The organism is Xanthocytophaga flava (assembly GCF_030068545.1).
Classification (GTDB): Bacteria; Bacteroidota; Bacteroidia; order Cytophagales; family 172606-1; genus Xanthocytophaga; species Xanthocytophaga flava.
In genome coordinates this window covers 73,819-99,264 of record NZ_JASJOR010000009.1, presented here as the reverse complement: position 1 = coordinate 99,264, position 25,446 = coordinate 73,819, and the positions used below count along the sequence as shown (strand labels likewise).

Annotated in this window: 19 protein-coding genes; 2 read left to right on the top strand and 17 right to left on the bottom strand. The window is 38.8% G+C overall.

What is annotated here, in order from left to right; translation table 11 throughout:
• Positions 1-159 precede the first annotated feature (159 nt).
• Positions 160-1,152, top strand: a complete 993-nt coding sequence (locus tag QNI15_RS14980; RefSeq protein ID WP_314032369.1) for a hypothetical protein — start codon at positions 160-162, stop codon at positions 1,150-1,152.
• A gap of 155 nt (positions 1,153-1,307) precedes the next feature.
• On the opposite strand, the gene QNI15_RS14975 is transcribed toward QNI15_RS14980, so the two are convergent.
• The 6 genes from QNI15_RS14975 to QNI15_RS14950 form a co-directional block, all read right to left on the bottom strand.
• Positions 1,308-2,045 (bottom strand): SDR family oxidoreductase, encoded by a 738-nt coding sequence (locus QNI15_RS14975; protein ID WP_313978337.1) that lies wholly within the window; start codon positions 2,043-2,045, stop codon positions 1,308-1,310.
• A 73-nt stretch (positions 2,046-2,118) separates the two neighbouring features.
• Entirely contained in the window at positions 2,119-2,997 is an 879-nt protein-coding gene (locus QNI15_RS14970) for an AraC family transcriptional regulator (RefSeq protein ID WP_314032368.1), read from the bottom strand.
• Positions 2,998-3,110: 113 nt separating this feature from the next.
• Entirely contained in the window at positions 3,111-4,103 is a 993-nt protein-coding gene (locus tag QNI15_RS14965) for a hypothetical protein (protein WP_313978342.1), read from the bottom strand.
• Between the two features lie 22 nt (positions 4,104-4,125).
• Positions 4,126-4,839 carry a metallophosphoesterase gene (locus QNI15_RS14960; RefSeq protein WP_314032367.1) on the bottom strand — a complete coding sequence of 238 codons (714 nt, stop codon included), beginning with the start codon at positions 4,837-4,839 and terminating at the stop codon, positions 4,126-4,128.
• Positions 4,814-5,350 (bottom strand): hypothetical protein, encoded by a 537-nt coding sequence (locus tag QNI15_RS14955; RefSeq protein WP_314032365.1) that lies wholly within the window; start codon positions 5,348-5,350, stop codon positions 4,814-4,816. Before QNI15_RS14955 ends, QNI15_RS14960 begins: the two co-directional genes overlap by 26 nt.
• A complete protein-coding gene (locus tag QNI15_RS14950) occupies positions 5,350-5,805 on the bottom strand; it encodes a hypothetical protein (protein WP_314032364.1) in 456 nt (151 codons plus the stop codon). Before QNI15_RS14950 ends, QNI15_RS14955 begins: the two co-directional genes overlap by 1 nt.
• A 253-nt stretch (positions 5,806-6,058) precedes the next feature.
• Here QNI15_RS14950 and QNI15_RS14945 point away from each other — a divergent pair, with 253 nt between their 5' ends.
• Positions 6,059-6,946, top strand: a complete 888-nt coding sequence (locus QNI15_RS14945) for a VOC family protein (protein WP_314032362.1) — start codon at positions 6,059-6,061, stop codon at positions 6,944-6,946.
• 89 nt (positions 6,947-7,035) lie between these two features.
• On the opposite strand, the gene QNI15_RS14940 is transcribed toward QNI15_RS14945, so the two are convergent.
• The 11 genes from QNI15_RS14940 to QNI15_RS14890 form a co-directional block, all read right to left on the bottom strand.
• Positions 7,036-7,956: a hypothetical protein gene (locus tag QNI15_RS14940; protein ID WP_314002801.1), complete on the bottom strand. Its 921-nt coding sequence runs from the start codon at positions 7,954-7,956 to the stop codon at positions 7,036-7,038.
• 73 nt (positions 7,957-8,029) lie between these two features.
• Positions 8,030-8,476, bottom strand: coding sequence for a hypothetical protein (locus QNI15_RS14935; protein WP_314032360.1), 447 nt, complete (start codon positions 8,474-8,476; stop codon positions 8,030-8,032).
• A gap of 500 nt (positions 8,477-8,976) precedes the next feature.
• On the bottom strand, positions 8,977-9,780 hold the full coding sequence (locus QNI15_RS14930) for a polysaccharide deacetylase family protein (RefSeq protein ID WP_314032359.1): 804 nt from the start codon (positions 9,778-9,780) through the stop codon (positions 8,977-8,979).
• Between the two features lie 68 nt (positions 9,781-9,848).
• Positions 9,849-10,847, bottom strand: coding sequence for a glycosyltransferase family 2 protein (locus QNI15_RS14925; protein ID WP_314032358.1), 999 nt, complete (start codon positions 10,845-10,847; stop codon positions 9,849-9,851).
• 319 nt (positions 10,848-11,166) lie between these two features.
• Positions 11,167-12,327, bottom strand: a complete 1,161-nt coding sequence (locus QNI15_RS14920; protein ID WP_314002809.1) for a glycosyltransferase family 87 protein — start codon at positions 12,325-12,327, stop codon at positions 11,167-11,169.
• Positions 12,328-12,759: 432 nt separating this feature from the next.
• Entirely contained in the window at positions 12,760-14,205 is a 1,446-nt protein-coding gene (locus tag QNI15_RS14915; protein ID WP_314002811.1) for an alpha-L-fucosidase, read from the bottom strand.
• A gap of 93 nt (positions 14,206-14,298) precedes the next feature.
• Positions 14,299-16,767: a carboxylesterase family protein gene (locus QNI15_RS14910; RefSeq protein ID WP_314032356.1), complete on the bottom strand. Its 2,469-nt coding sequence runs from the start codon at positions 16,765-16,767 to the stop codon at positions 14,299-14,301.
• A 51-nt stretch (positions 16,768-16,818) separates the two neighbouring features.
• Positions 16,819-18,678: a beta-galactosidase gene (locus QNI15_RS14905; protein ID WP_314002815.1), complete on the bottom strand. Its 1,860-nt coding sequence runs from the start codon at positions 18,676-18,678 to the stop codon at positions 16,819-16,821.
• 272 nt (positions 18,679-18,950) lie between these two features.
• Positions 18,951-20,546 carry a SusD/RagB family nutrient-binding outer membrane lipoprotein gene (locus tag QNI15_RS14900; protein ID WP_314002817.1) on the bottom strand — a complete coding sequence of 532 codons (1,596 nt, stop codon included), beginning with the start codon at positions 20,544-20,546 and terminating at the stop codon, positions 18,951-18,953.
• A 27-nt stretch (positions 20,547-20,573) separates the two neighbouring features.
• A complete protein-coding gene (locus tag QNI15_RS14895; protein ID WP_314002820.1) occupies positions 20,574-24,275 on the bottom strand; it encodes a SusC/RagA family TonB-linked outer membrane protein in 3,702 nt (1,233 codons plus the stop codon).
• A gap of 98 nt (positions 24,276-24,373) precedes the next feature.
• Entirely contained in the window at positions 24,374-25,330 is a 957-nt protein-coding gene (locus QNI15_RS14890; protein ID WP_314032355.1) for a FecR family protein, read from the bottom strand.
• Positions 25,331-25,446: the final 116 nt, after the last annotated feature.

The following is a 25,446-nucleotide window of genomic DNA, read 5'->3' as shown; positions in this document are numbered from 1 at the left end:
ATTCAGCTACAGAAAGATGATTCAATTTTCTACAAATCGGGCGATTAAATGACAGTAAAAACCAAAATAAAAATAACCTAGCAATTTAGCATTCGGTACATCGAATGTATATATTCCGACTACAGATAAATTCATATACCATTTAATATTTCGACAAAAGTGAAAGCATTACTAGTGAAGTCTTTACTTCTCTCTACCTCGATTCTTCTTATTACCACCGCCTGTTATCACAAAGACATATATGATTTCTCTGAGTTATATAATGACAACTACGATAGCACAAAATATGAAAATCTAAATAAGTTTGACAGTGTAATGGGAACCAATTATAGCCTTCTAGAAGCAAAATATTGCATTAAGTGGATAGAGTTTGATGTAGAATGTATTTATGGGAACGAAGATTTAACAAAGTTAATAAAAGAGATGCTGGATCTGGGAGGATTTCAGTATCAACTGGTTAAAGAAAAACATGATGACTCTGAAAAGCAATACGTTTCTATATTTCAGATAGCAGGCAAAAACTATGAATTCAGAACCTCATCTGAGGGTGACTATGTTGATCTGGAGATCATAATCCCTATACTGGAAAAAGTTACCAGAGATAACAATCCTGACTATGAATATAATATAAGCAACCTGGATGGAGGACAAGTTGCAAATTTAATTTTTGCAAAATCATCTGACTTACGCCAGGCTGTTGACGAAGGGTTTCCCTGTTCACTAGAAAGTGGTTACTGGCAATGGGACAAAGAATGGCAATGGGGCGTGTATTCAGATATTCAACTGAAACAGATCCCAGATTTTGAAGAGTTAAAGACTAACTATCATCAAACACTACAGGAGCTTTATAAACAAGGGTTTAATGTCCCTGAACTAACCATTAAAAGGATATATATAGATGACATCTTTAAGGGAAATCAAATTGATATTATGATTGATGGTGGTCCTCTATCAACCTCATCCAGTGATATAGTGGGAAACAAAGTTCGTTGTTTTTGGGATAGCTGGGGTGTTCTGCTTGCCTATACACTTGTTAAACATTACAATGGTAAGCCAACTTTGTATGACAAAGAAGAGAAAGAGACCACTGTAGTAACTCAGCAGGAATATCAAATGATGGCAGAAAAAGCATTTGGCAAACGCTTGAAATAGAAAACAAAAGTTTTTTTGATCCAAAATGATACTCAATAGAGCCTATGCCTTTTCAAAAGTATAGGCTCTGTTTTATTTTGATTACTTTTCACCTCGCTCTTTCTTCCCTCTTCTTCTATATACTCAAGTCCTTTTCGTTCCTGTGTTTTTTGATTCTACCAGGGACAAGTAACAGGTGCTGGAAAATATTCTTCGCTGAAAAACTTTCCTGTAGGTCCATCCTGACCGATCAATGCGTATTTAGCAATTCGTTGTCCTGCCTCTTGTGGCGTGCTTGTTCCTTGATAATTGGTAAAATCGGTTTGGGTATATCCGGGACACACGGCATTGACTTTAAATGGTGTATCACGAAGTTCGTAGGCCAGATTAATCGTGTACATATTCAGAGCAGACTTAGACGACTGGTACATCGCATACCGGGTAGGATAATTGGGATTGTCAATATCGGCAGCGAGAGTCAGTGAAGCCATGCTGGTGCTCACATTCACAATGCGAGGCTCTGATGACTTTCTCAGTAGATCGATAAAAGCCTGTGTCACCCTGATCACACCAAATAGATTGGTCTCATATACGGCTTTGAACTGATCGGCTGATGATTCAAGGGCTGACTGTGGAAGTACACCCGAAATACCCGCATTGTTAACCAATACATCTAGCACCTGTGTTTTTTCACCTATCCATCTACGGGCAGCACTGACAGATTCCGGATCGGTAACATCTAGTTGCACAGCCTCAATGTTGTCGATTCCGCTGGCTTTAAGCTTTTCTACCGCCAACAAACCATTTTCCAGACTACGGCTCCCTACATACACAAAGAACCCGTTTTGAGCAAGTTGTCTCACAACTTCAAAGCCAATACCTTTGTTGGCTCCTGTTACTAATGCTGACTTCATCTTATAATTTGTTTTTAAAACCTGATGCAGCAAAAGTAGGCAGTGCGCAACCAACCGGAATGGACAAATCTTCTTATTGGCTGGACAAATCGCGCAGGTTGGTTAAAAAGGCACTCACGCTCTTGCCTGTGCTCTTTTTAAACAACCGCGAAAAGTAATCAGGGTCATTAAAGCCCAGTTCGTAAGCCAGTTCCTTTACAGAAAGAGACTCATACTGTAACTTTCGTTGCGCCTCCAGCATAAGTCGGTTGGTGATCCACTCCTTTGGTGAAACACCCGAAAACTCCTTCACAACGCCATACAAGCTGCTGGTAGTCATTGCCAGCTTTTCAGCGATGGTATGCACATCGTGTTGCTCGGTCAGGTGGGTTTCTACGGCAAGTTTAAAGGCAACATATTTTGATAGTTTAGGATTGGCAACCGTTTCAGGTGCACTCTGCTCAAAATAGGCGCTGTTAAACTCCGTTAACAAAACGTTCAGATGTGCCAGAATGATTTCAGAATTTCTGGGCTTACCAGAAGAATGAAGCAACTGAAATAGATTGGCAAAAACACCCTTTACCCGTTGCTGGGCATCCGGGTCAAAGGTAATCCGGTTTAGCTGTAACGGATTGACCAGAAATGGATACGAACGTGGAAGCAAGGCCAGTGTGCTTTCATCAAATCCGAGGTGAGAATAGTGGTTGCTTGTATTGTGTGGTGAATTGATAAAAACCTGGTTGGGCAAACCAAAAACCATCTGACCATCAGACACTGCAATATCCTCAAGGTCTACTGTGTAGGTTGCAGAACCCTTATCCATAAACACAAAGTAATAAAACGCAAGCTTGTGTGGTTGAAGCAGCTTTTGCAATACATATTCCGGCAGGTAAATCCTACAGTCTTCATTCACTGTAATCGACAATTTATCGTGGTGCTTGATCCTGTCGAGTAAACCTTTTGTCTCGTGCATATAGTATCATATATTCCAGACAAAGATACAAAAATGGAACAATTGTAAAGAAGCTCTCGCTATATTAGCCAGACATTGCAATTGTGTAACTTAGTTGTCTTTTATATATCATTCTAATGCAAGGCACGGACCTGGCTTTTCAGTATCCGTTGTTCGATACGATCCAGTTCGTTTTGTAATATATCTTTCATCAGGTATTCAGCCCAGATACCTGCATACCAGTTAAAAGGAGTATTGATATAAAACCGACTCGACAACAGCAGACGGGTTCTTCCATCTGATAATGTTTCCAGTTCATAAACATCTTCCAAAATATCCAGGTGCTTCCCTCCTATCAGAATATGTTCATCCATTACGGTAGGAGGTATTTTGTGTGGGTCTGTTTTAATAGCTAAAACCAACTTTTGGGCAGGTTCATACTGAGAAATGGTTTCTTCGAAGTATAAGCCTTTCTCATAATAAGCTATTCTTTTGCCATTAACGGCAGCAGTATCCAGTGTGGTTTTACTATGTCTGGGAAAACCCATCAGATTAGACAACGAGCCACCAGAAGACTCTGAAGGCAGTGTCTCATGAGATGAGATAATCTGTTGCCAGACCTCCTTAGGAGTGGCATCCAGGCTAACTTCTCTCCTGATAGTCATTTCTTTGGGAGTCAGAGACCGTTCCCCTTCGATAAAGCCCAGCAAAACCGGAACCATAAAAAGCAGAGAGACCTGAAGGGATGTAGGTTTCTCCCAGTCATTCTTTTCTGCATTCTTTTGAGCTTGTTTCTTCTTAATTTCAAATGCAATCAGCCCACCAAATCCTGCCATAACAGCAAAAAAAGGAAAAATCATAATCCAGCAGATAGCACCCTCTATATTTAACAAGATGGTAACAACAAGCAAAATCAGACTAGTAACCCAGGGCATAAAAAATGCAAAAGTTTTACTAGTGAGTTGTCTGACAGGCATTAGGTAAATGGTTACGAAACCAACAATAGCAGGAATTAGCGCCAGAAAAACAATACCCATAATTTGCATAATCTCACTTAAGAAACCAAACAAAATGCGAATGGTTAATCCATATACAGAAGCCAATAAAACTGCCAGTCCGGGTTTCATAGTATTGAAAAAGTAAGAGTAGTTAAAGAAGTACTGGATTTCCGATAGTAACCAGAAGGATATCCTTTTTGCAATTATAACGTATCGGCAAGGTGTCTCCAAGTCCCTTGCTAATCAGATATAAACAATTTTCCAGGTTAGCTTTCAGAAAGTTTCTTCTATAAAACCATTTACCCGGATATAATCCTTTTTCGGTTTCCCATAATACAACCTGGCAACCATGCAGATGTCCTGCCAATACAAGCTGATACTTGCCTTGTATCTGCTCAGGATCTATCGGCTGATGTACACACAAGATTCGTATAGGGGTATTTATGCTTACATTGCCACTCACCTCATTTGTCACTTGCACTTTAAGGCCATTCACCTCAATCTCGTATGATGTTCCTTCCAGCCATGTGATTCCCTGATCTTCTACCATTTTCTGGATGGACTTAATTCCAAAAAAATAATCATGATTTCCTGCAATAGCAAATACATGGGATCTTTGAGAGAGAAATGCAAGCAGCCTTTGAAAGTGTTTTATTCCACCTTTCGAATCGATGTAATCACCTCCCAGCAAAACAACAGAAGGGTTTAAGCTGTTAATACTAACCTCCAGATTGTCAATTAATGTACTGCTATATCGGTTTACGTGCAAATCGGAAAGATAAAGCACACTGAACCCTGACTGACCCGGAAATGGATAAGATTCACTACGAACTTCGTATTCATTTGTATAACCGATCTCTAACATCGTTTGTATACCAGAGCACTATTGACAAACAGCCAATATACCAGTTTTGAAAAGGTTTTCTAAGATTAAACAATCCTACCATCATAAAAAAGGCAATCTGCATAACAGTGATTATACATCGGACTATCCCAATCCGATACGTAATACAGATGCTGGTTAGAACAGGATTGGGCACACGATCTATCAGTAATGGAAATAAGAATAAGAAGTGTACTTCGACAAAGTAAAAAATAAGAACAGAGAGAGGAAGTAATCCAACATGAATACGGGAAAGCAGAATACTGGATAACAGAAAGATACCCAGACATATACTATATTTCAATAGTCCATACAACCCAAACCGGATCGATTTGTCAAAAGGAACGGTATTCTCTGGCGATAATTCACTCATCCGGGTATGCATCCAGTGAGCGCCATACTGAAATACATGAATCGAAAGAGCCTGATGTATCTCAACAGGTTTAGAATCAAACCAGACTTTACTTTTGTTGATCAATTCAGTACCGTTCATTAGCAAAAAATAAAATGAAACCAGGCCAGCCAGGCAATGCCATTACCTAACACTAACATCCGGTGATAGATAGTTTCCAGCTTTCCACACCGTTTCCGATGAAACACAAATTCATCATAACAGATTGCCACTATGGTATAAATCAATACAACTAAAATAGGAATCAAAAATTGAGTGGGCTTTGCATGCATCATAGCCAGCCACATCAGTACAAACATTGGCAAGCCGCCTAGCCCGAGTGCAGCAGCCTCGGCATCTCTTTCTTTTTTTGATAATTTCAATTGTAAAGGATTGCGGTGGTATTTCCAGTCCAGAACACCTCCCGCAGTTGCAATGACACCAAAAATGCCAATGATCCAAAACTGCCACGGTAAAAACGGAAACGCTCCCTGAATATGCAGGATGCTATGGTTTCTGAACACAATCAGCAGTAAGGCAAATAATAGTGCAGGCATAAACAAAAGCACCAATGACAAATATGGTCTGATTTGCTTGCTATAATTCATCATTCACTTGTATAACTCTTGCTAATTTCTGCCTCTAATATCTGACATTCCAGAGAATTTAGGAGACAAAGCTTGGAATAAAATAGGCAATAAGTCTGGAGGAATTAATTTTACAACTAAAACTTTTGAAAAAACATCTATCTTAAAACACTCATATTGCAATAGAAAACAAATTCTACCATTTCCTTTTTCCAGCCTAACCATGTATCAGACAGCATTTTCCTTCTTTATTGCAACTCTACTTTTTATCACAACCTCCTCTCATACATTACCTTACACGTCTTCCCTAGTCATCGGAATAGATCACATCCCGCTGGCAGTCAGAGATCTTGATCAGGCTGCTACATTTTACAGATCCATCGGCTTTGCACTCAAGCCAGGAAGATCTCATAGCAATGGCATACGCAATCAGCATATCAAATTCCGGAATGGTACAGAGCTAGAACTCATCACCGCCTCACAACCTCACGATTCGGTGACAGCAGAATACTGTCGCTTGCTGAAAGAAGGCGAAGGGCCTGCATTCTGGGGACTTTTTACGAAAGATACTGAGGGCATAGCCAAACAGCTTACAGCCATTGGTCAAGAGTATCAACGTGAGGGTTCCATGATTACCTTTTCCGAAACAGATAGACTGCATACACTATTTTTTGGGGGTCGCAATCACTCTCCAACAGACAGAGAAGAACACTTTCAGCATACCAACTCTGCCACAAACCTTATTGGTGTCTGGATAGCTACCTCTGATTCAGAGGTATACACCAATCTCTTCAAAAATCTCTCCCTACATGTTACCTTCCAAACCAAACAAACTCCTTTCCAAAAGAAGAAAGTAGCAGTGGTATCACTGCCAGAAGGCGAAATTGTATTCTTTCCTGCCTCTGAACAAGTGAGTAAAAGACTCACAGTTATAGGCGCTACTATCAGTGTTTCAGACATGAAACAAGTACAGACATCCTTACGTCAGGCTGGCATCAAAAACGTATCTGTGACTCAAAATACAGATGATACACAAAGCTTGTTCCTCCCTCCTTCACATACACATGGCATCTGGCTGGAATTCAAGCAAACTTCAATATCTAACAAATAACTGATCTATCTATCATGATAAGGGTATCAGCAGAAATATTTTACTTTCAGAAAACAAAGCCTCACATTTGATAGACATAGCGGTACACATTAGTCAGCTAAGAATTGCTGAATGGGAAATAATTCACTTTTAAAAGTGGTCAGATCACTCATTAAGGAATCAAAACATTGTTGAAATCCCTCAAAGCTGGTTTCGCCACCTTGTAAACCACAGAGTTTAGATTCAGGTTTAAAGCACAACTGACCTATTCTCTCAAAGCGATTAGCAAAACCCTTTAACGTTTTGTGCTCCACTCCGATCACATCTATGCCAATAAAGTATTTGCCTGTCCGTTCTGCTTCTCTTCTCACAATGACATCTATCCCACCCTGCTCAATGATTTTATGCATGCCTTCATGCAACAAACTTGCCCATTCTATCTCAACCCCAGACGATACTTTACGTCCGACAACATAATAGTTCTTTATATCAATTAGATTAGGCCTTTCAGTGTATCTGTATGTAAGTTTAGCAAATTCATAACTACACTGCCCTCTACCCTGACTGATCAGCAATACAAGGGTGGCACAATAACTTCCATCAGGAAGCTGAAATACCAGAACATCACCTTCAGAAAATAACAGATTCACAATTCTCCGGTAACTCTTCCGCTTGCGAATTGTTCGTTTAGCTGTGTTTATTTTTTTCCAAAAAAGAGCCAGTTCCCGTTCTCGGGCCTTTCCCTCTGCTTCTGAGACTTCCTCTTTCCAGACTTTCACACCCACCCCTTTATCAATCACATTTCTTACCTGTTGTTTTATCAGATCGGTTAGCGTTCCTGTTTCCCAGAGAGCCAGTGCATATGCGGTGATAAATATTTCATATTCAAAGTCATCATACTCTTCCTTTCCTTGTTCTATCGAGGCTTTGATCTTTTCAAGAGGTATCCCTTCATCATACATATCCATAAATCCCCAATAAGTATCATGAGCTAAATCACCATTAATAATTTTTACTCCATCTGTCGCCATAGTTAGTATAAAAGACGGTACAAGTAGATTGTTATTGACTATATACCTTTATTTGTTACGGAACTTGACTATCTCATCTGCTTTTCTTCCCAATCAACACATATATTAATCTTTTAGCTCTTCCAAAATAAAAATAGAACAAAAGATATAAAGACAAAAAAGGTAAGAGCAAAAAGCTTCCGACACAGACACTCAGGAATTCAACAGATAGATTCCATATTCTTGGTACATACTCTGCATAATCTTCTACATCAAACACATAATATGTTCCCAGATCCTTCAATTCCTCAGAACCAATTATCTTTCCTTTTAGGATAAAATTAGCCATTAAAACATCATAGTTTTCAGAATAATTATACTTCGCAGTGGGTATATTTCCAGTTATATTGATTTCATATATCCCTTTCCCTTTTTTTACCAATGGTAATGAAACGGTATGCTCTATCACATAAAAATCTCCTCCTGTATATTGTAAGTAATGTCCAAGTATGTAATTAGGCTTCATTTCTGAATTCCACATTTTCAGAGGAGTCACCGGCGACAAACTATACAATATAAGTAGCAGACATATCAGCCAGAAAATCCATACAATACTCACAAATTTGAATTTCACACAAAATAAAAAAATAACATGTGGTTTATAGAAATCTTAAATTTTCAGTTCATTATTCCACAATTCAGGTATAAATTCGGAAATAAACTCTGTTGTAACTATATTTTTACTATCATTATTCTACTCACAAACTACGTATGAAAATAAAACAAAAGCCCGACCTTGTGGACGGGCTATAACTTATAGATACGTTTGTGTACAGACTTATCCTTCCGGTATAAAGGCTTTACTTTGGCACAAAGTTATGGCAGAGCCTTCTTTAGGAATATTGCCGGGAAACAAAAACAGGTAAAATCGCAGCACAAGGCCTGCTCTTTTCAGCATTTCAATCTCCAGGTTGGTGTGGTGTCATCACCAACCTAGGACAGAATATTTCTTCTCTGAGAATGACTTTATCTGATTCTCATTCAGGCGTCAGGAAGCTTTGTATTTTTTCGCAGATGATCGTGCCACTCCGCAAATGTGATAAACTCTGCATACTTACGGGCCCATTGAATATGGCGCTCAAGTTTAGTTAGCATCCTCTGCCCACCATAACGACTCACATAAAAAGGTAAGCCAAATACTGATTTATCAGAAATATCAGCAAACTCCCATGGGTGAAAGTAATAATTCACACAACTATCTGTATTCCAAATCCATCGTGAGGCTAGCCGAATCCACTGCGCTGGAAAATTCTTAAAGCTAAGCCAGAAAACCGGAAATCGGAAAAGTGGTGTTACCGAAGCGGGAATTTGTACTACTCCTTTACTTAAAAATGGAGTACGGGGCCTGGAAAAACAATTATAACGGCCAGGCAAAAAAGTTGGATGCAAGGATGAGTTGTACCTATATCCTGCTTGCGCAATGGCTTCCTCACTGACAGGCATCATACGCGCCATCCTGTAACCAAGTATAGGTTTTTGAATAATCTCCTCCAATGCATCTTTAGATCTGCGCAAATCACTCTCTTCGAATGTAGAATGAAAATACCCATGAGAGGCAATTTCGTGTACTTGTGCCATAGAGCGAATCAAATCCGGATACTGATTGGCAAAATTAGCTGTTGTAAAAAAAGTAGCCCGAACCTTATATTTGTCAAGCAAAGCTACTACTGCCCGCAATCCTTCTTCTGATACACGCATCTGCTGGCTGAGTGGCAGTTCTTTGCCATATTCAAGAGGCGTATCAAATTCTTCAACATCAAAACTTAAAATTATTTTTTTATTCATAAGAGTTGTTACAACATTCTAACACTAGCTATAAGACTTAGAGGTTGTCTATATTATTATGTCAACTATTAGTCTATTTTTTGTCTAGCTATAATACTACTGATAAATTCACGCTTTTTAGTCAGAATGGTTGGTGATTCATCTAGCGTATTTTTCTTCACTATATAAGAAGGTCGCTGCTTGGCTTGCATAAACAATTTACCAATATACTCGCCAATAATTCCCAACATAATTAACTGCAAACCTCCAATAAAGAGTACTCCCATAATGACAGATGTCCAGCCAGAAGTATTCCAGTTTGTAAATAAATAGCTTAGGAAAGCAAATACAGCATACGAAAAGCTGATCAACGATAAGGTAAAGCCTATTATCATCGCCAGGCGTAAGGGTTTCACACTAAAGGATGTAATGCCATTGAGAGCAAAAAGAAGCATCTTCTTTAACGAATATTTGCTGGTTCCGGAATAACGCTGGTTAGGCTGGTAGGGCATACAATATTGCTTGAAACCCATCCATTTAACCAAGCCCCGAATAAACAAGTCCCGCTCAGGCAATTGCTTGAATACATTAACTACCACCTTATCCATCAAACGAAAGTCAGCAGTACCTTCTTCTATTTCAATGTCCGAAAGCCAATTCATCAGCTTGTAAAAAGTACGGGAGGTAACCCTTTTAAAAAATGGTAACTTTGCGTCTTCCAGTCTTTGGGTGTATACAACATCGTAGCCCTCCTGCCATTTATCAATCATGGGAATGAGTAGTGCTGGTGGGTGCTGTAAATCAGCATCCATCGAAATGACACAATCGCCGGTAGCCATATCTAACCCTGCCTTTAATGCATACTGATGCCCAAAATTGCGGGAAAACGAAATGTAGTGAATTGAGCTATTATGTTGTCTTAATTTTTCGAGTTCAGCAAGTGTATTATCCTGACTACCATCATCAACAAAAATGATTTCGTAGAAACAGTTAATAGGAGAAAGAATATCCTCCAGACATTGAGCCATCATCCATACATTTTTTTCTTCGTTGTAAGTAGGGACAATGACTGAGATTTTGAAACTCATGGTTTAGTTAATTCATAATGGATATGACTTGGTATATTTCATAAAGGTTTGAGTCTAATAGTACTCAAACGCTAGGAGTTTTAGTATTCAGCAGAGATAATATAAATTGATTAAAATGGTTATAAAAAGATATTAAAAGAGTATTAAAAAAATATTAAAAGTACTATATCACTATCCTGAAATAAAGCATTATAGATGAATGTGCTACGAAGACATCTATAATACTTTAAAACAAAGTCACATTATCACTTCACAAAAAACTCTAATAAATAGTTTAATACCTTTCCCTAAATAGATCAAAACGGAAATTACTCTCCAATTATTGAGCTACAGTAAGAGATGGTGATGAAACTTTGGAAAAAGAGCCAAACAAAAGTTCAACCATGACTACAATCCAGACTACAGCACATGGCAGAGCCTTCAAACTGTAAGGAATTACATACACATCACGCAGGTAGGCAGGGAAAATGTCAGTAGGAGATAGAATTGTTAGGACAAATACAAAGATTGCCAGGCTGATTTGCCATTTTTTTCTCTCACTTTGAATATACCATAGAGCAACTCCTGTAACAGCAATCACAAAGGTAGGAGATTCAGCACCAGGACTAAAAATAACCATCCAGATTAGCACAGAGGCTAAAAACAGGAGCCGAAAGGATAAAGTTTCGAACTTGTCCCATCGGAGATAGGCCAAACAAAATATACCCACACCTGTCAGTACAACATAGGCATCTTTGATATTGGAACTAACCAGAGACTGGAGGATTTGTATAAGTGAAATGTCGTGATGAATCTGTGCCTTTTCAACAAGTGCCAAATACCATTCCTTATAAAGAAAAAGCAGTTGATCCAACGAAATGAAAATTAATGGTAAAAAAAACAATACGACACACCAAAATGCGAAAGAGAGGATAAAACGAATTTTTTGCGGATATAAAAGAAAAAAGGCAGCACCTATAAATCCATAAATTTTAAAAAAGCCCCCCAAAGCAACAAAAAACGCAGCCCAGAAGACCGTCCTCCGTTCAAAAGCAATAAAACAAAATAATATGAGGGAGGTAAGCATCGGATTAGCCTGTAGATTCTGAATTGAAGTCAGGAATTCAATCAGTATAAACCAATAGATAAAAATTTTACTTGATTGACCAATTGTAAGTTTATGTATTGCCCACAGCAACAAAAACGCATTTACCATAGTCCATGCTATTATTCCCAACCAATCAGGCAGTATTGCAAACGGAGCAATAAAAATTCCAAATACAGGACCATATTTATAATTATCATGGTATTGATCCGGAAACAAAATATATAAATTCTGATTATGAATTAGATGTTGGAAGGAGTATTTAAAGATATAATAGTTGTTGAGTTGATCAATCAACATTTGTTGAATGGAAGCTGCCAGTGTAATTAAAAAGTAGATTCCATATATATAACGAATAGGGACCTGAGAGATTTTGTTAACAAGTGATTTAAACATAGAAGCGGTTTCGTAAAAGAAAAATTCCTCAAAAAAGTGTAATTTCAGACGTATATCAAAAGAAACTACTCAAAAACAATTAATCCCGAAAGATAAATACATGCATTTATAGTTCAAAATTAAGTACGGGTGTAGAAGTAAATAATGTGATTCTCCCAGATTACTGAAACAACTCAGCCAGATAAAAAAATGAGTAACAAAGAAGTAAATTCACCTATCTATTAGAGCATTATAAAATATACAGCATAGTAATCAACTCATGTTATCATTTTGTTAAGACTTGACCGAAATAAACAAATAATAGTTGGCCCACCGCCATAGTTTGGGTATTCATTCGAACTTTGTTAATCAAACATCATTAATATACATCCATAAAAATAGCCCGACCTTGCGGACGGGCTACTGCTCATTTAGATACGTTTGTGTACAGACTTATCCTTCCGTTGTAAAGGCAATAGCCAATGCAGGATATGTCTTGTTTTGTTTGCGGAAAGCATCAGGCAGCCATACCTTTACTTTATTTCCGCTATGCTCCCATTTTACTTTTGTACCACTTGCCAGCAACGTCATGGCAGAACCTTTTTTAGGGACATTGCCAGTCCATTCAATGAAGGCAGGTACATCTTTTCCTTCGGGTAGTTGAGCCAAGGCATATAATGTATTTCCGGCTTTTGCCTTGGTAAAATACACGTCACCATCTTTGAATACATCAGTAGTACGGGTATTGTAAATAGCCTGTCCGTTTTTATCGAGCCACTTTCCAATTTCTGCCAGTCGCTGCACAGCCTCTTCGGTAAGCGTACCATCGGGCTGAGGACCAACGCCCAACAGAAGACTCCCTCCTTTAGCAACAATCTCAATCAGAGAATGTACCACCTTCGTTGCAGACTTCAGCTGATCGTTTGGTACATATCCCCAGGCATTACCCAGTGTCATACAGCTCTCCCATGGGTTGTTCAGCTTGTGATCCGGAATGCGCTGCTCAGGTGTCTGATAGTTCTCATAAGGGCCATGTACGGTACGGTCTACAATTAGTAAACCAGGTTGCGCCTGACGTGCCATGTTGGCAATACGAGGCATATCAATATCCTGACTCCATGCCGGAATAGATGCACCCCAGGCACGTACTTCGTCATTTACAGTCTCTAGTGGACGTACCCAACCGCCATCTAACCATAGAATATCCATCTTTCCATAGTCATGCATCAGTTCACTGATCTGGTTATAGGTATACTGCTTAAATTGATTCCAGCGCCATGGATGCTTACGGATATCGTAGTTGTTGTTCCGGTCGGCAGTGGCATATTTAGGCCACCAATAGTATTCAGTATGCCAGTCAGGCTTAGAGAAATACGCTCCAATCATGAAACTCTGCTTCCGGAAAGCTTCAAACACATACTTTGCCACATTGGCTTTCGGATTACCCGCAAAAGGACCGTTGGTGATTTTAAAGTCGCTCTGTTTGGTATCAAACATGCTAAATCCATCGTGATGTTTGGTGGTAAATACCACATACTTCATCCCCGCAGATTTGGCTGCTATAGCCCACTGATCCGGATTAAATTTTACTGGATTAAACTTGGCACTTTGTCCCCAGTACCATTTTTTATAATCATCATACGACATGGTGCTATCCCGTTCAATCCAGTCTTCCGAACACAGTTCCCATGATTCGATAATACCTGGAACAGCATACAATCCCCAGTGGATAATCATCCCAAATTTCTGATCCTGCCACTGATCCAGCTTTTGCTTTACCTGAGAATCGGTAGGCCACTCATACACAGAAGATTGCTGGTGGATATTTCCTTGCGCATTTACCTGAACAACAGGTACACCCAGCAAGGCCATCCACAAAAATAATCGTAGTTTCTTCATACGAATAAAAGAGCAAGTAGATTAGAAGTGTTGGTTAAACAAAGAAGCGGCTTATACTGGCTTTAAAAGTAGTATAAACCGCTTCAGAATATATTATTGATTGATAATCTCACCGTTTTTCAGTGACCAGTCATTTCCGAAAAATCCAGCCATCTTTACACCTTTTATACCCTCTTTCAACATATCTGTTGTAAAGATCATAAAGTCTGGAAAACCACTTCCACCACTGAAGTACTGATTCGCTTCACTAGCACGCATTCCGGCTAATCCGGTTCCACCAATCACCGCGACAGAAGCTATAGGGCTATCCGGTCTTGGCCAGGAGAAATATGCTCCGATATCTGTTCCTTTCTGTTCTTTATCACCCAGTTTTGCTACACCATTGGATAACTGTATCGGGCAGTCAGACAGCAGCGGCTTCCAGGCTTTGTTGGTAGAGGCATTTCCATAAATAATCACCCCTCTGTCTTTGTATTTCTTCAGATCAAATTCTTTATCTGAAATCACATCTACCGCACCATTGCCTCTGTAATACCAGGTTTCAGCATCATAACGAGCTTTATTGTATGCCCACTCATTCTCCGGTGCCGTTCCTCCGGTTGCATACACAAATACCATCTGGTTATTAAATGGCTCTTTGAACGTTCCATTTCTGTGAGGTCCTTTCTGTATTGTTTTGATAGCCTCTGCCTTTGTCCATGATGCACCTTTAGACAGATACAGTTGCTCGTTGCTTTGTTTTACAATGTGGTGTATAACGGGCAGACTATCCAGCGTAATGTGTACAGTATCCCCTTGTTTAAAATCAGCCAGATCCAGTTTCAGTAAAGCGATGTTTTCTGTAACACCTGAAATTTTATGACTGGCTTTGTTGCGTTGTAACTGAATACGGCTATATTTCAATGCCTGGTTTTGCTGTACAATCGTTGCCCAACGCATCGTAGCCGAGATCGCAGGATTAGCTGTAGTAAAGTCAATTACATTGGCTGCACTGTCTGCTGGAATTTTGTGCCACTTGAAGAAATCGAAAATAGGCTTCCAGTCTACACTTTCGTTGCCATACCAGTGTGATCCACCCGGATATTCGTAGTAGCTATGATCGGCATGAAAAGTACCTAACAACTTCCGCATTTGACGAGCATAGTCAACAGACACAACCGGATCGGCATCACCATGTAAAACATATATACCCAGTGCTTTGTAGTTAGAAGCCAGTGAAATTACATTACTTGGATTGCTGGCACGTAGCAACAGATTTTCCATAGGCGTAGTCCCTGATTCGGGAATTTTGCCATCATGTGAGCCATAAGCCGACAATACCGGATACCCTGCACAAGGAGCAATAGCAGCCCAGTTACCAGGGAAAGTTGCTCCCAGATACCAGGTTCCATGTCCTCCCATTGAATGGCCTGTCAGATAGATATGCTCCGGATCGGGCTTAAACTCCTGTTTCGCCATTCCAAATACTTCCAGTGCATCCAGACGACCCCAGTCTTCCCAGTTAAAGCCTCTCGGACGTCTGTTGGTAGGCGCAACCAGCACACCCCAGTTTTTAGGTTCATAGGCTCTTGCCTGACCAATAGCTTCTACCCCTGCTCCATGTACTGACAGAAATAATGCAGGTGCTTTGCCATCTGGTTGTGCCTGTGGTGCTACAGCATAGTACTGGATACTACCATCAATCTTACTGGTGAAGGTCTGTATGTATTGCTCTCCAGCACCTGTCGCGGTAAGTTTTATTTCTTTCTCATCCCACACTTTTCCTTTTGCCTGCAAGTTCACTTTCACAGGGTATTCTCCCTTTTGTTGAATGCCAGTTGCATTTATTCTGAAACCGACCTTTCGTGTAGTTAATGCAGGTACTACAGGTAGTATAGTGGTATATTCTTTTCCTTGTAGAGAAGTTTTAATTTGAAGATCTTTTAATGGCAGAGCAGTCGTATTAACAACCACCATAGCCCCCCATAGCTGATCATTTGTCTTGCCATGAACAATATGAGGCAATGTCATATCTTCTGTGCTCAATGCAACGGCCTTATCCGGAAAAGTCAACTTGGCCGTTATGCCCTGATAACGAGAAAAAGAAGCAGTCCGAACCAGTATTTCGTTCAGACCTTTTTTCAACACGATAGGTATGTACATCCATCCGGAAGCATAGGCATCACCTCCATGAGGAGCACCATTAAAATACAGCATGCTATGTCCGCTTACATTCAGTATCGCTGTCTTTGCTTCATTGGCAGTATAGGTCAGATATAAATATCCATCCTGTGCCAGTCCTGCTTTGAACTTACTCTCCTGGTCTGTTTTGATAGCTTGCCAGGTAACAGGCTTTCCATCCTTATCTGTCAGCACAGTTTGTCCGGCAGCAGGTGTTTTTAGTTCATTCCGAAACAACAGATAGGTTAATTGATCGGTGTAAAGTGCTTCACGGCCATAATGATGACAGGGACCAGCAATCAATCCCTCTGAAAAGGTGTAAGTTTGTTGAGCAGAAACAGGATTACCAAACAACAGTAGTCCGATAATCATACAGCTCCATACGAAAGATAATTTATGCATAGGATATATGGCAAACGATAGATTGGTTAGAATCTAACGGGTTAACGATAATTATTTATCAAGCACAGGCTTTTCAACCGTTTTAAGAACAGTTTGAGCCACATCGTTTTGTTGTTCAAAGATTACTACTTCATTTTTACCTTTAGTAAGCCAGCAACCTGGTACATACAAAGTTTGCTGAGGGCCGGCATTCCAGTAACGCCCCAAGTGATGTCCGTTTATAAAAACAATCCCTTTTCCCCAGCTACTCATATTCAGGAATGTATCCCCTATTTTGTCCAGTTCGAAAGTTCCGGTATAGAAGGTAGGCTTACCTATTGTATTTTTGGATGTATATTTTTGCAGATTAGGCACCGACGTAAGTGGCAGGGAATACATTTGCCAGCTACCAGTAATTTCAAAATCATTGATTAGCACAGGCGAAATAATGCCTTTGGTGTTATTAGGGATCTCTGCCCCATAGTTGATACGTCCCAGATTTTCCACCAGTATTTCCAATGTGCCATTAAACGGAATAGTTACAGGCAGATCATATTTTTTATCCACTCTGTTTAACTCCCCTATTTTCTTACCGTTTACAAACACAAGTGCATAGTCACGCAATCCATTCAAATGTAGTGTCCCGGATAGTGGCTGAGTAAATCTCTTGCTATATAACACATACCCATATCCCTGATTTAAAGCCTCAAATGTCAGTGGAGAATCATTAGATACAGGCTTTATGTCTTTCTTCAGATCGGCCAGCTCCACTGTACGGGAAAGAGGAATATCAGGAATAGTGATAACAGGAATTTGTGCTGGAATGGCAGGTATAGGATACTTTACGTATTTTTTCATCAACTCCCGCAATGCCATATACTTTGGTGTGGCCCATCCTGATTCACTTACAGGTGCATCATAGTCGTAACTAGTTATATCAGGCTGAATGTCATGTTCTTCATTGTAGTTGGCCCCAGAAGTAAATCCAAAGTTGGTCCCGCCATGTGCCATATAGAAGTTAAAATGAACTCCATTTTGCAGGTACTTCTCCGTTTGTTTGACTATCTCATCCGTCCCAATCCGAACAAATGGTTCAGCCCAGTGATCCAGCCAGCCTGGATAAAATTCGGCTACGATATAAGGTCCTTTACCATCGTGGTATTTGTCTACAGCCTTTTTCAGATTGTCTATGTTTCCTTCTCCATTTGCAGTAGGTAATATACCACTGATAGCACCACCTTCAAACAACCAGCTTCCGTCTGACGTAAAAAATGGTCCTGTAAACCCGGCACTGGTAAGCATCTGCTGGATGGCTTGGTTATAGGCACGGTGTTGTTCCATAGGAATATCCTGGCGCTGTGACACATACGAACCAAACTCGTTCTCAACCTGCACCATGACAATAGGTCCTCCTTTGCTTACCTGAAGCGATGACACCTGTTCAGCCAGCTTGTTGATATATACTTTACAGGAGTCTAGGAAAGGTTTGTTATTAGTCCGGATTACCAGATCCTTATTCTTTTGTAACCACCAAGGGTAGCCTCCAAACTCCCATTCTGCACAGGCATAGGGTCCTGGTCTAAGGATAACATACAATCCTTCTTCTTTTGCCAGCTTAATAAATTCAGCCAGGTTACGGTTTTCTGATGTAAAGTCCCACACACCGGGAGCCGTATTGTGATAGTTCCAAAACACATAGGTTGCTACTGTGTTTAATCCCATAGCCTTCAGCATCTGAAGCCGATGGCGCCAGTAAGGCTTAGGAATACGGGCATAATGCATTTCACCAGAATGAATCTGAACAGGCTTTCCCTTATCCAGAAACTGGCCGTTTTTAATTTCAAAAGTTTGCTTTTGGGCATAAATCGGTTTTATCCCCAAAAGGAAAACAGGTAACAGAATATAGGTAATGATTTTGGAAATAGGCTGCATCGAAATAAGAAGAGACAATGCGCAGTTGAAAACAGATAAATACTGCTGCGTAAAATATAAGAAGGAACTTTTCAATACAGGCAATAAATCAGGGTTACTCTTCTGATTATTTATAAAGTGACACTCTATCTTTCAAAGGAGAACTACATGGGGTAGAGAATAAAAGACCCCTTACTGAATAGTAAGGGGTCTTCAATCTAATCCCCTAGGCATTTGTTATGAACACCCAAATACCTGATAAAAATTAATTTTCATGCAATGCGAATAAAGCCTTAGTCTACATCCCAGAAGATTTTGGTTGTACGGGTATCTTTAGCCTGTACATCCTTATAGTTAGTATTGTAAGTTGTTTCTGTAGAAGGATACACCAACCTTGTTGGAGGCGTAGTATAATTCGCTAACGTAGCAGTTGGAAATGTCAACTGAGGATAGTTTGTTCTACGGTATTCTGCCCAAGCTTGTGTAGATTGTAAGAAGCCAAAATGTAACCATTTCTGATTCCAGATTTTAGCCAGCTTCTCAGTATCATCACCATCATATGCAGCAGTAGATGTAGTTACAAACGTAGCGATTTCGCTATCTGCCGGCTTTGGTAAAACTGTCAAACCTGTTGTGTTCAGACTATTCAGATAATAATAGAATGTAACAGATTGTTTTAGAGCTGTTTCATATGCATTTTTTGCATCTGCAGTACTTCCCCAACGCTGGTAAGCTTCTGCTTTCAGGAAATTAACTTCTGAAGCTGTGATAACAATACCAGGTAATCCTGGGTTTTGTAAAAAGGTAGCAGAATCCAGAATAGAATATTTCTGAAAGTTATTCTCCTGTTCTGAAGCAGTAAATGTAATTGGCATTGCAGCATATTCTTTATTAGGAGTAAATACCTTATTACTAGTTACACCAAATTTGTCAAACATTACAGGAATACGAGGATCATCTGCTGGCTTCATCAATGTGTTCAGCATATAATCGGGTGCATAATAGCTTGGTAATTCTGTTAAGGCAGAGTTAAGGTTGGCAGTATATGTTGTCAACGGCTTTAACAAAATATCTGTTGTACCAGGAGCATAATTTGCAGCATTACCACCATCTACTAGTGGATATGTATCACCATTATTCAGCATTTCCAGGACAGCAGTTCTTGCTGTTGTTTCATCTTTCTTGGAAATACGCATCAGTAACCGCAAACGAATAGAGTTTGCATAACGTTGCCACTTAATAAGGCTACCACTAAGTAAAATATCTGCCTTTGTAAAAGATGCATTGGAAGATGCATCACCAAAGAAAGCAGCAGATTCTTTCAAGCCAGCTAGAATAGTATTATACAATTCAACTTGGTTATCAAATTTTGGATTAGCTATTACACTTGATGATTCAAGACTTCCTGCTTCGCTGAAAGGAATATCACCCCACAAATCAATCATTTGAGATGCCTGATCATATAATACGATTCGTGCAGCTTGCATAAAAACCTCCTGATTAGCTTTCTCTTCTGCTGTAAGAGAGTTGTATACAGTCTCCATAGAACGATACAAAGCGATCACCCCACTCCCATTTCCATTAGGCACATAAAAGTTAGTCCAATATTCTCCAACATAGCTATCGCTTTGCTGATACATAGTATTACTATTTGAGAAATATGCAGCTTGGCTGTATACAGCAGGATGCAATAACAGAAAAGTACGTACATTCCAGTATGATGGACGAACTCTATTATTGTCCAGAATTCCCGTTAACAAACCTGGCAAGTTAGCAGAGGTTGACTTTTCTGGGTCATTGTATTTTTCTTCCAACTCTTTTTCACATCCGCAGAATACGAATAAGAGAGAGCAGAGTAATCCCGATATAATTAAAAACTTTTTTGTCATATCATTTTTCTTAATAAGTTCTTTACATTAAAAAGAGGCATTCAGTGAAAATCCAAAACTGCGTGTAGGAGCTGAAGAACCCACATCTAATCCTTGAGACCACCATTTATTGCCTAGCGGTGCTTCAGGATCAACATTTTCTAATGTTCTCCAGATATAGAATAGATTACGTCCGACTAATGAAATACGGAGATTATTTAGATGCAGTCGATCAGAAATTCTGGAAGGAATTTTATATGCCAATGTAATTTCTCGCATCTTAATATAACTATTATCGTATATAGCACCTTTGGAATTCCATGTATCACTGCCCCAATTAAATGTATTAAAATAATAAGTAGCGGCACTGATTACTTTTGTGTTAGGCTCTCCTGTAGCTTCATTAACCCCTTCCAATAATACACCATCATCATGAACTTGCCCATCTATAGGATCAGTATATGTTAATCCTCCATGTTCAGCATCTCTGTATTGAAGCGTATTTTTATATTGTCCAGCAGCCATCCCATACTTTGTAGGAGCCGAAATCATCTGTCCGCCAAAACGATAATCAATAGTAAAGTCAAGAGATAAATTTTTATATGATATTGTATTTGAGAAACCACCAATTGCTTTTGGCATAATATTACCTACCTTAACAAATTTGGTTTTATCTATTACATATAGTCCATCATTATTAATGATATAATCGCCATTTTCATTTTTTGCTCGCTCATATGTATAAATATTGCCTAGCGTTTCACCAACATTTGCAACTATCTTTATTGATCCGGCTTCAATCGGATTTTCAGTAAAATTAATTTCTGAGATATTATTTGTCAGAGAAATAACTCTAGATCTATTAAATGCATAGTTGATTCGTGTATCCCATCTTAAAGAACCAGATATAGGTGTTGCATTAAATGCAATTTCAACTCCGCGATTGCCAATCTCTCCGATATTAACGATTTGACTATTCGCTCCATTTGATGGAGATGTATTTAGATCCAGAATCTGATTTTTAATTACATTTGTATAGTAAGTAACATCAACACCAAATTTATTATTCAAAAAGCGAGTCTCTAGACCTAGTTCAGTTTCATATTTCTTCTCCGGTTCTAGTAATGAATTACCATATGCCGAATTAGTAGTTTGTTTAGGTACAGATCCATTGATTGTTTGTAATGAGCTCTGATTATATAAAATATTAGATTTATATATTCCTGCACCGTTACCTACCACCCCATAAGATGCTCTTAGTTTACCATAACTTAGTGCTGTTGGTAGTTCTAACACATCTGTGAAGACAAAACTACCATTGGTTGACCAGTAGAAATATTGGTTATTATTTACTGGAAGTGTAGAGGTATATTCCTGACGAGCAGTCCCTTCCAGAAACAAAAAGTTCTTATAACTTAGATTTAATATACCTAAGTACGCATATTTCAACATCTCTTTGCGAACAACTTTTGTGTTCAGGATTCCGTAAGAATTATTCAAACTAAACCAGTTTTCAGTAACTAGCCCAGCAGTTGTAGTTGACTCTTGATCCTTATAGTGTTCTGAGCGTCCTTGAAAACCACCACTTACAGAATAATCCAGATCAGATCCTAATTTATTATTATATGTCAGTAAAGCATCACCGTATATAACAGCATATTGCCCTTTTGAAGTACCGTAAGCGCCAGTACTGGAACTAGTGGTATTATAAGCAGTAGCATACTGATTGTATTCTTTGTTTTCAATTCCCAATCCTGTATAATCATTTCCAATCCGGCCCCTAAAGTTCAAATGATTTATAATTTTCCAATTTAAGGTACCACTGGTAATCAAACGATTCTCAGTCTCATCGTAGCTATTTCTTAACTGATTCCAATAAAAGTCCAACAAACCAGTAGGTCTAATATTATATCGGAAAGCTTCAGGCTGGTTAACATTATATCTTACATATTTGTAACCTTGTGATGTCTGATACTTGTCTCTTAATAGAGACATATCCTCTGCACGACTAAAGAAACCATCAAATGATCCTAATACTCGACCCAATTGATATGCACGATTGTGAGTAAGCGTATTAATATAACTTACTACTACATCCACACTTACATTATTATTTAGTTTAGCAGTACTATTCAAATTAAATGTAGTTTTCTGTTGTTTACTACCTGGGTTTGTACTTTTATAATCGAGCCTGGTAGCAGACAAACGATAACTAATTTTATCTGTTTGATTTGATAAGCCAATATTTAAGTTAGAGCTATACCCCTTGTCAAAAACATCTCTGTAATTATTCGGTTCAGCAGAAAATGCACGAGTAGAACCATCCCACCAAGATACTTGCCGTCCATCCATCTTAGGACCAAAATTCGCATAGGATCTGAAATAAGGGCGTAATCCTCCATTTACAGTTGGATCTCCATCTTTTATCCAACCTTCTGCAGTAGCACCATTTTGCATATTAGTTTCTCTATCATATCCAGGTCCATATGTATTTTGAAACTTAGGAAGAAACGCTACTCTCTCAAGAGTTCCTGTATAGTTTACATCTACACCTAAGCCCTTTCCTTTTGCTCCTTTCTTAGTTGTAATTACAATAACACCACTTGAAGCATCAGAACCATATAAAGCTGTAGCACTAGCCCCCTTCAAAACAGATAAACTCTCTATATCAGACGGATTAATATCCAGAACACCATTACCTCGAATACGTTGGTCGGAGTCATAGTTATTATTATTGGCTCCAGCAGTCCCATATTGTTCATCATTTCGGATAATAACCCCATCAACCACATAAATCGGCTGTTTGTTATTGTTTAATGAGTTAATCCCACGAATCTGAACGTTTACTGCACTACCAGAACCACCAGGTGCTGTTGTAATTTTCACACCAGCAGCTTTCCCATATAATGCAGAAGCAAAGTTGGTGTTACCACTTTTGGTAATTTGTTCAGCAGTGACAGTACTTACAGCATACCCTAATGCTTTTTCTTCTTTTTTAATACCCATTGCTGTTACAACAACTTCATTCAAAGACATAATGTCTGGAAGTAGAGTAACATTAATAGTATTTTGATTATTAACTGGTACTTCTTCTGTTACATACCCTACGAATGAAAATACAAGTGTGCCTGTGCCTTCAGGTATAATGATAGCATACTTTCCTTCCGAATCTGTTATAGTTCCATTAGTAGTTCCTTTTAATGAAACACTAACACCTGGCAATCCCTCACCCTTATCATCTTTTATCTGACCTTTTATTTCAAAAGCGACAACAGAACTAATAGAGTTAACAGGGCCTGCAAGGGCAGAGCTATTGACAAATCCCATGTTCGCCATACTATTATATGGCAAATTATCATTTCCTTTTCCGGAAGCGTCAGTTTGTGTTTTTTCTTTCTTAAGATAAATTATATAAGAATGGTTGTTATTCTTTTCAAATGTAAGTTTATGTGGAGTTAACAGGCCATTCAGTATCTGGTCCAAGTCTCTGGACTGACTTTCCTTTTTATCAAGAGATACTGACTTTCCTTTTAGTACTTTAGGATTGTAATCAAAAATAACACCATAATCCTTAGATAGTTCTTTTAATACATCTACAAGATCCTGGGACTGATTTTGCTGTGAGAATCGGTGTGCACTTTGTACGGAGGCTAATGCAATAGGCTGAACTTGCCCAAACATAGGCAGTGCAGACCCGACAAAGAACGACCCATAAACAAATGTTCGGAGCCGGAGTAGGTTTTTCCTCATGAAAATTGCAATTTGGGGGTGAATTAAAATAAACTAATTTCAGCTGTCTATGCTCTGTAGTTACTGGTACTAACTGCAAATGCAAGACAGCTTTTTCTTTAATAGATTATATAGTGGTTATCTTGTTTGGTTATTTTCGTTTGATATAATTTTTCAAATTTTTCAAACAATTGATCTACTGAATCTGCTGGAACCGACCCTGTAAACAACTCTTTCTTTAAAGAAGTATCACGAAACTCAACTTCAATACCATAACTATCATGAAGCTGGTTTGCAATAGAATCCAATGACTCATCCTGATAAAGTAAAAGATTATCTTTCCAGGAAGTAGCTGCTCTAGGATTGGTATTTTGAGGTGTCAATAAAGGACGAGTGGCAGAATAACTAACCATTTCGCCTGGCTTCATTACATATGTCGACTCCGTATCAGACACTTTTACTTTACCTTCCTGTAATACCACATTTGTGATCCCCCTGCGATTACTCACATTAAACTTTGTTCCTAAAACCTCTATCAGAAGCTTATCAGGTGTATGAACTATAAACTTTTGATGATTCTTTGTATGCTTCACTGAAAAATAGGCCTCCCCTTCAATCCATACTTCCCGGTTCTGCTCAGGATTCCAATCAGTTGCATAGCGGATTGAAGAGTTTCCATTTAATACAACTACGGACTGATCTGGTAACACTATTTCTCTACGATTCCCAAAAGCAGTTTCTTCAATCTGAAGAGAATTCTTAGTATATATCCATATACTCATCACAGAAACAAGTAATATAACAATTGCTGCTGCCCAGATCCAGCGATTAGAAGATAATGGGATCACTTTCGCCTCTTCTCCAGCAGCTATATCTTCCTTTGTTTTTATGGTCTGTAGAATATTCTGATACATGGTATTACCTAAACCTGAATATTCTGTTTCTGAAAGACCTGTTAAAAACTCCTGATCCTCTACTGACTGATTCCAATGTGCTTCCAGTAAGTCTTTTTCTGCAACAGTTGCGGTCCCGGCTCTTACCTTTCTTATGAGTTCTGTTAATTGTAATGGTTCCATCGAATATTAGGTTATGTATGTAAGTAGGACAACTTTAAATTTACCCTAAAGCCCAAAGCATAATTTTCTATCTTTTTTTTCAAAAAACAGAAAACAGTTTTTTTTTTATATATTTG

What these genes read in the sequence shown, in the direction of transcription:
- QNI15_RS14975 (WP_313978337.1), bottom strand. Translation starts at nt 2,045, where the DNA reads ATGAAGTCAGCATTAGTAACAGGAGCCAACAAAGGTATTGGCTTTGAA.
- QNI15_RS14970 (WP_314032368.1), bottom strand. Translation starts at nt 2,997, where the DNA reads ATGCACGAGACAAAAGGTTTACTCGACAGGATCAAGCACCACGATAAA.
- QNI15_RS14965 (WP_313978342.1), bottom strand. Translation starts at nt 4,103, where the DNA reads ATGAAACCCGGACTGGCAGTTTTATTGGCTTCTGTATATGGATTAACC.
- QNI15_RS14960 (WP_314032367.1), bottom strand. Translation starts at nt 4,839, where the DNA reads ATGTTAGAGATCGGTTATACAAATGAATACGAAGTTCGTAGTGAATCT.
- QNI15_RS14955 (WP_314032365.1), bottom strand. Translation starts at nt 5,350, where the DNA reads ATGAACGGTACTGAATTGATCAACAAAAGTAAAGTCTGGTTTGATTCT.
- QNI15_RS14950 (WP_314032364.1), bottom strand. Translation starts at nt 5,805, where the DNA reads ATGCCTGCACTATTATTTGCCTTACTGCTGATTGTGTTCAGAAACCAT.
- QNI15_RS14945 (WP_314032362.1), top strand. Translation starts at nt 6,059, where the DNA reads ATGTATCAGACAGCATTTTCCTTCTTTATTGCAACTCTACTTTTTATC.
- QNI15_RS14940 (WP_314002801.1), bottom strand. Translation starts at nt 7,956, where the DNA reads ATGGCGACAGATGGAGTAAAAATTATTAATGGTGATTTAGCTCATGAT.
- QNI15_RS14935 (WP_314032360.1), bottom strand. Translation starts at nt 8,476, where the DNA reads ATGTGGAATTCAGAAATGAAGCCTAATTACATACTTGGACATTACTTA.
- QNI15_RS14930 (WP_314032359.1), bottom strand. Translation starts at nt 9,780, where the DNA reads ATGAATAAAAAAATAATTTTAAGTTTTGATGTTGAAGAATTTGATACG.
- QNI15_RS14925 (WP_314032358.1), bottom strand. Translation starts at nt 10,847, where the DNA reads ATGAGTTTCAAAATCTCAGTCATTGTCCCTACTTACAACGAAGAAAAA.
- QNI15_RS14920 (WP_314002809.1), bottom strand. Translation starts at nt 12,327, where the DNA reads ATGTTTAAATCACTTGTTAACAAAATCTCTCAGGTCCCTATTCGTTAT.
- QNI15_RS14915 (WP_314002811.1), bottom strand. Translation starts at nt 14,205, where the DNA reads ATGAAGAAACTACGATTATTTTTGTGGATGGCCTTGCTGGGTGTACCT.
- QNI15_RS14910 (WP_314032356.1), bottom strand. Translation starts at nt 16,767, where the DNA reads ATGCATAAATTATCTTTCGTATGGAGCTGTATGATTATCGGACTACTG.
- QNI15_RS14905 (WP_314002815.1), bottom strand. Translation starts at nt 18,678, where the DNA reads ATGCAGCCTATTTCCAAAATCATTACCTATATTCTGTTACCTGTTTTC.
- QNI15_RS14900 (WP_314002817.1), bottom strand. Translation starts at nt 20,546, where the DNA reads ATGACAAAAAAGTTTTTAATTATATCGGGATTACTCTGCTCTCTCTTA.
- QNI15_RS14895 (WP_314002820.1), bottom strand. Translation starts at nt 24,275, where the DNA reads ATGAGGAAAAACCTACTCCGGCTCCGAACATTTGTTTATGGGTCGTTC.
- QNI15_RS14890 (WP_314032355.1), bottom strand. Translation starts at nt 25,330, where the DNA reads ATGGAACCATTACAATTAACAGAACTCATAAGAAAGGTAAGAGCCGGG.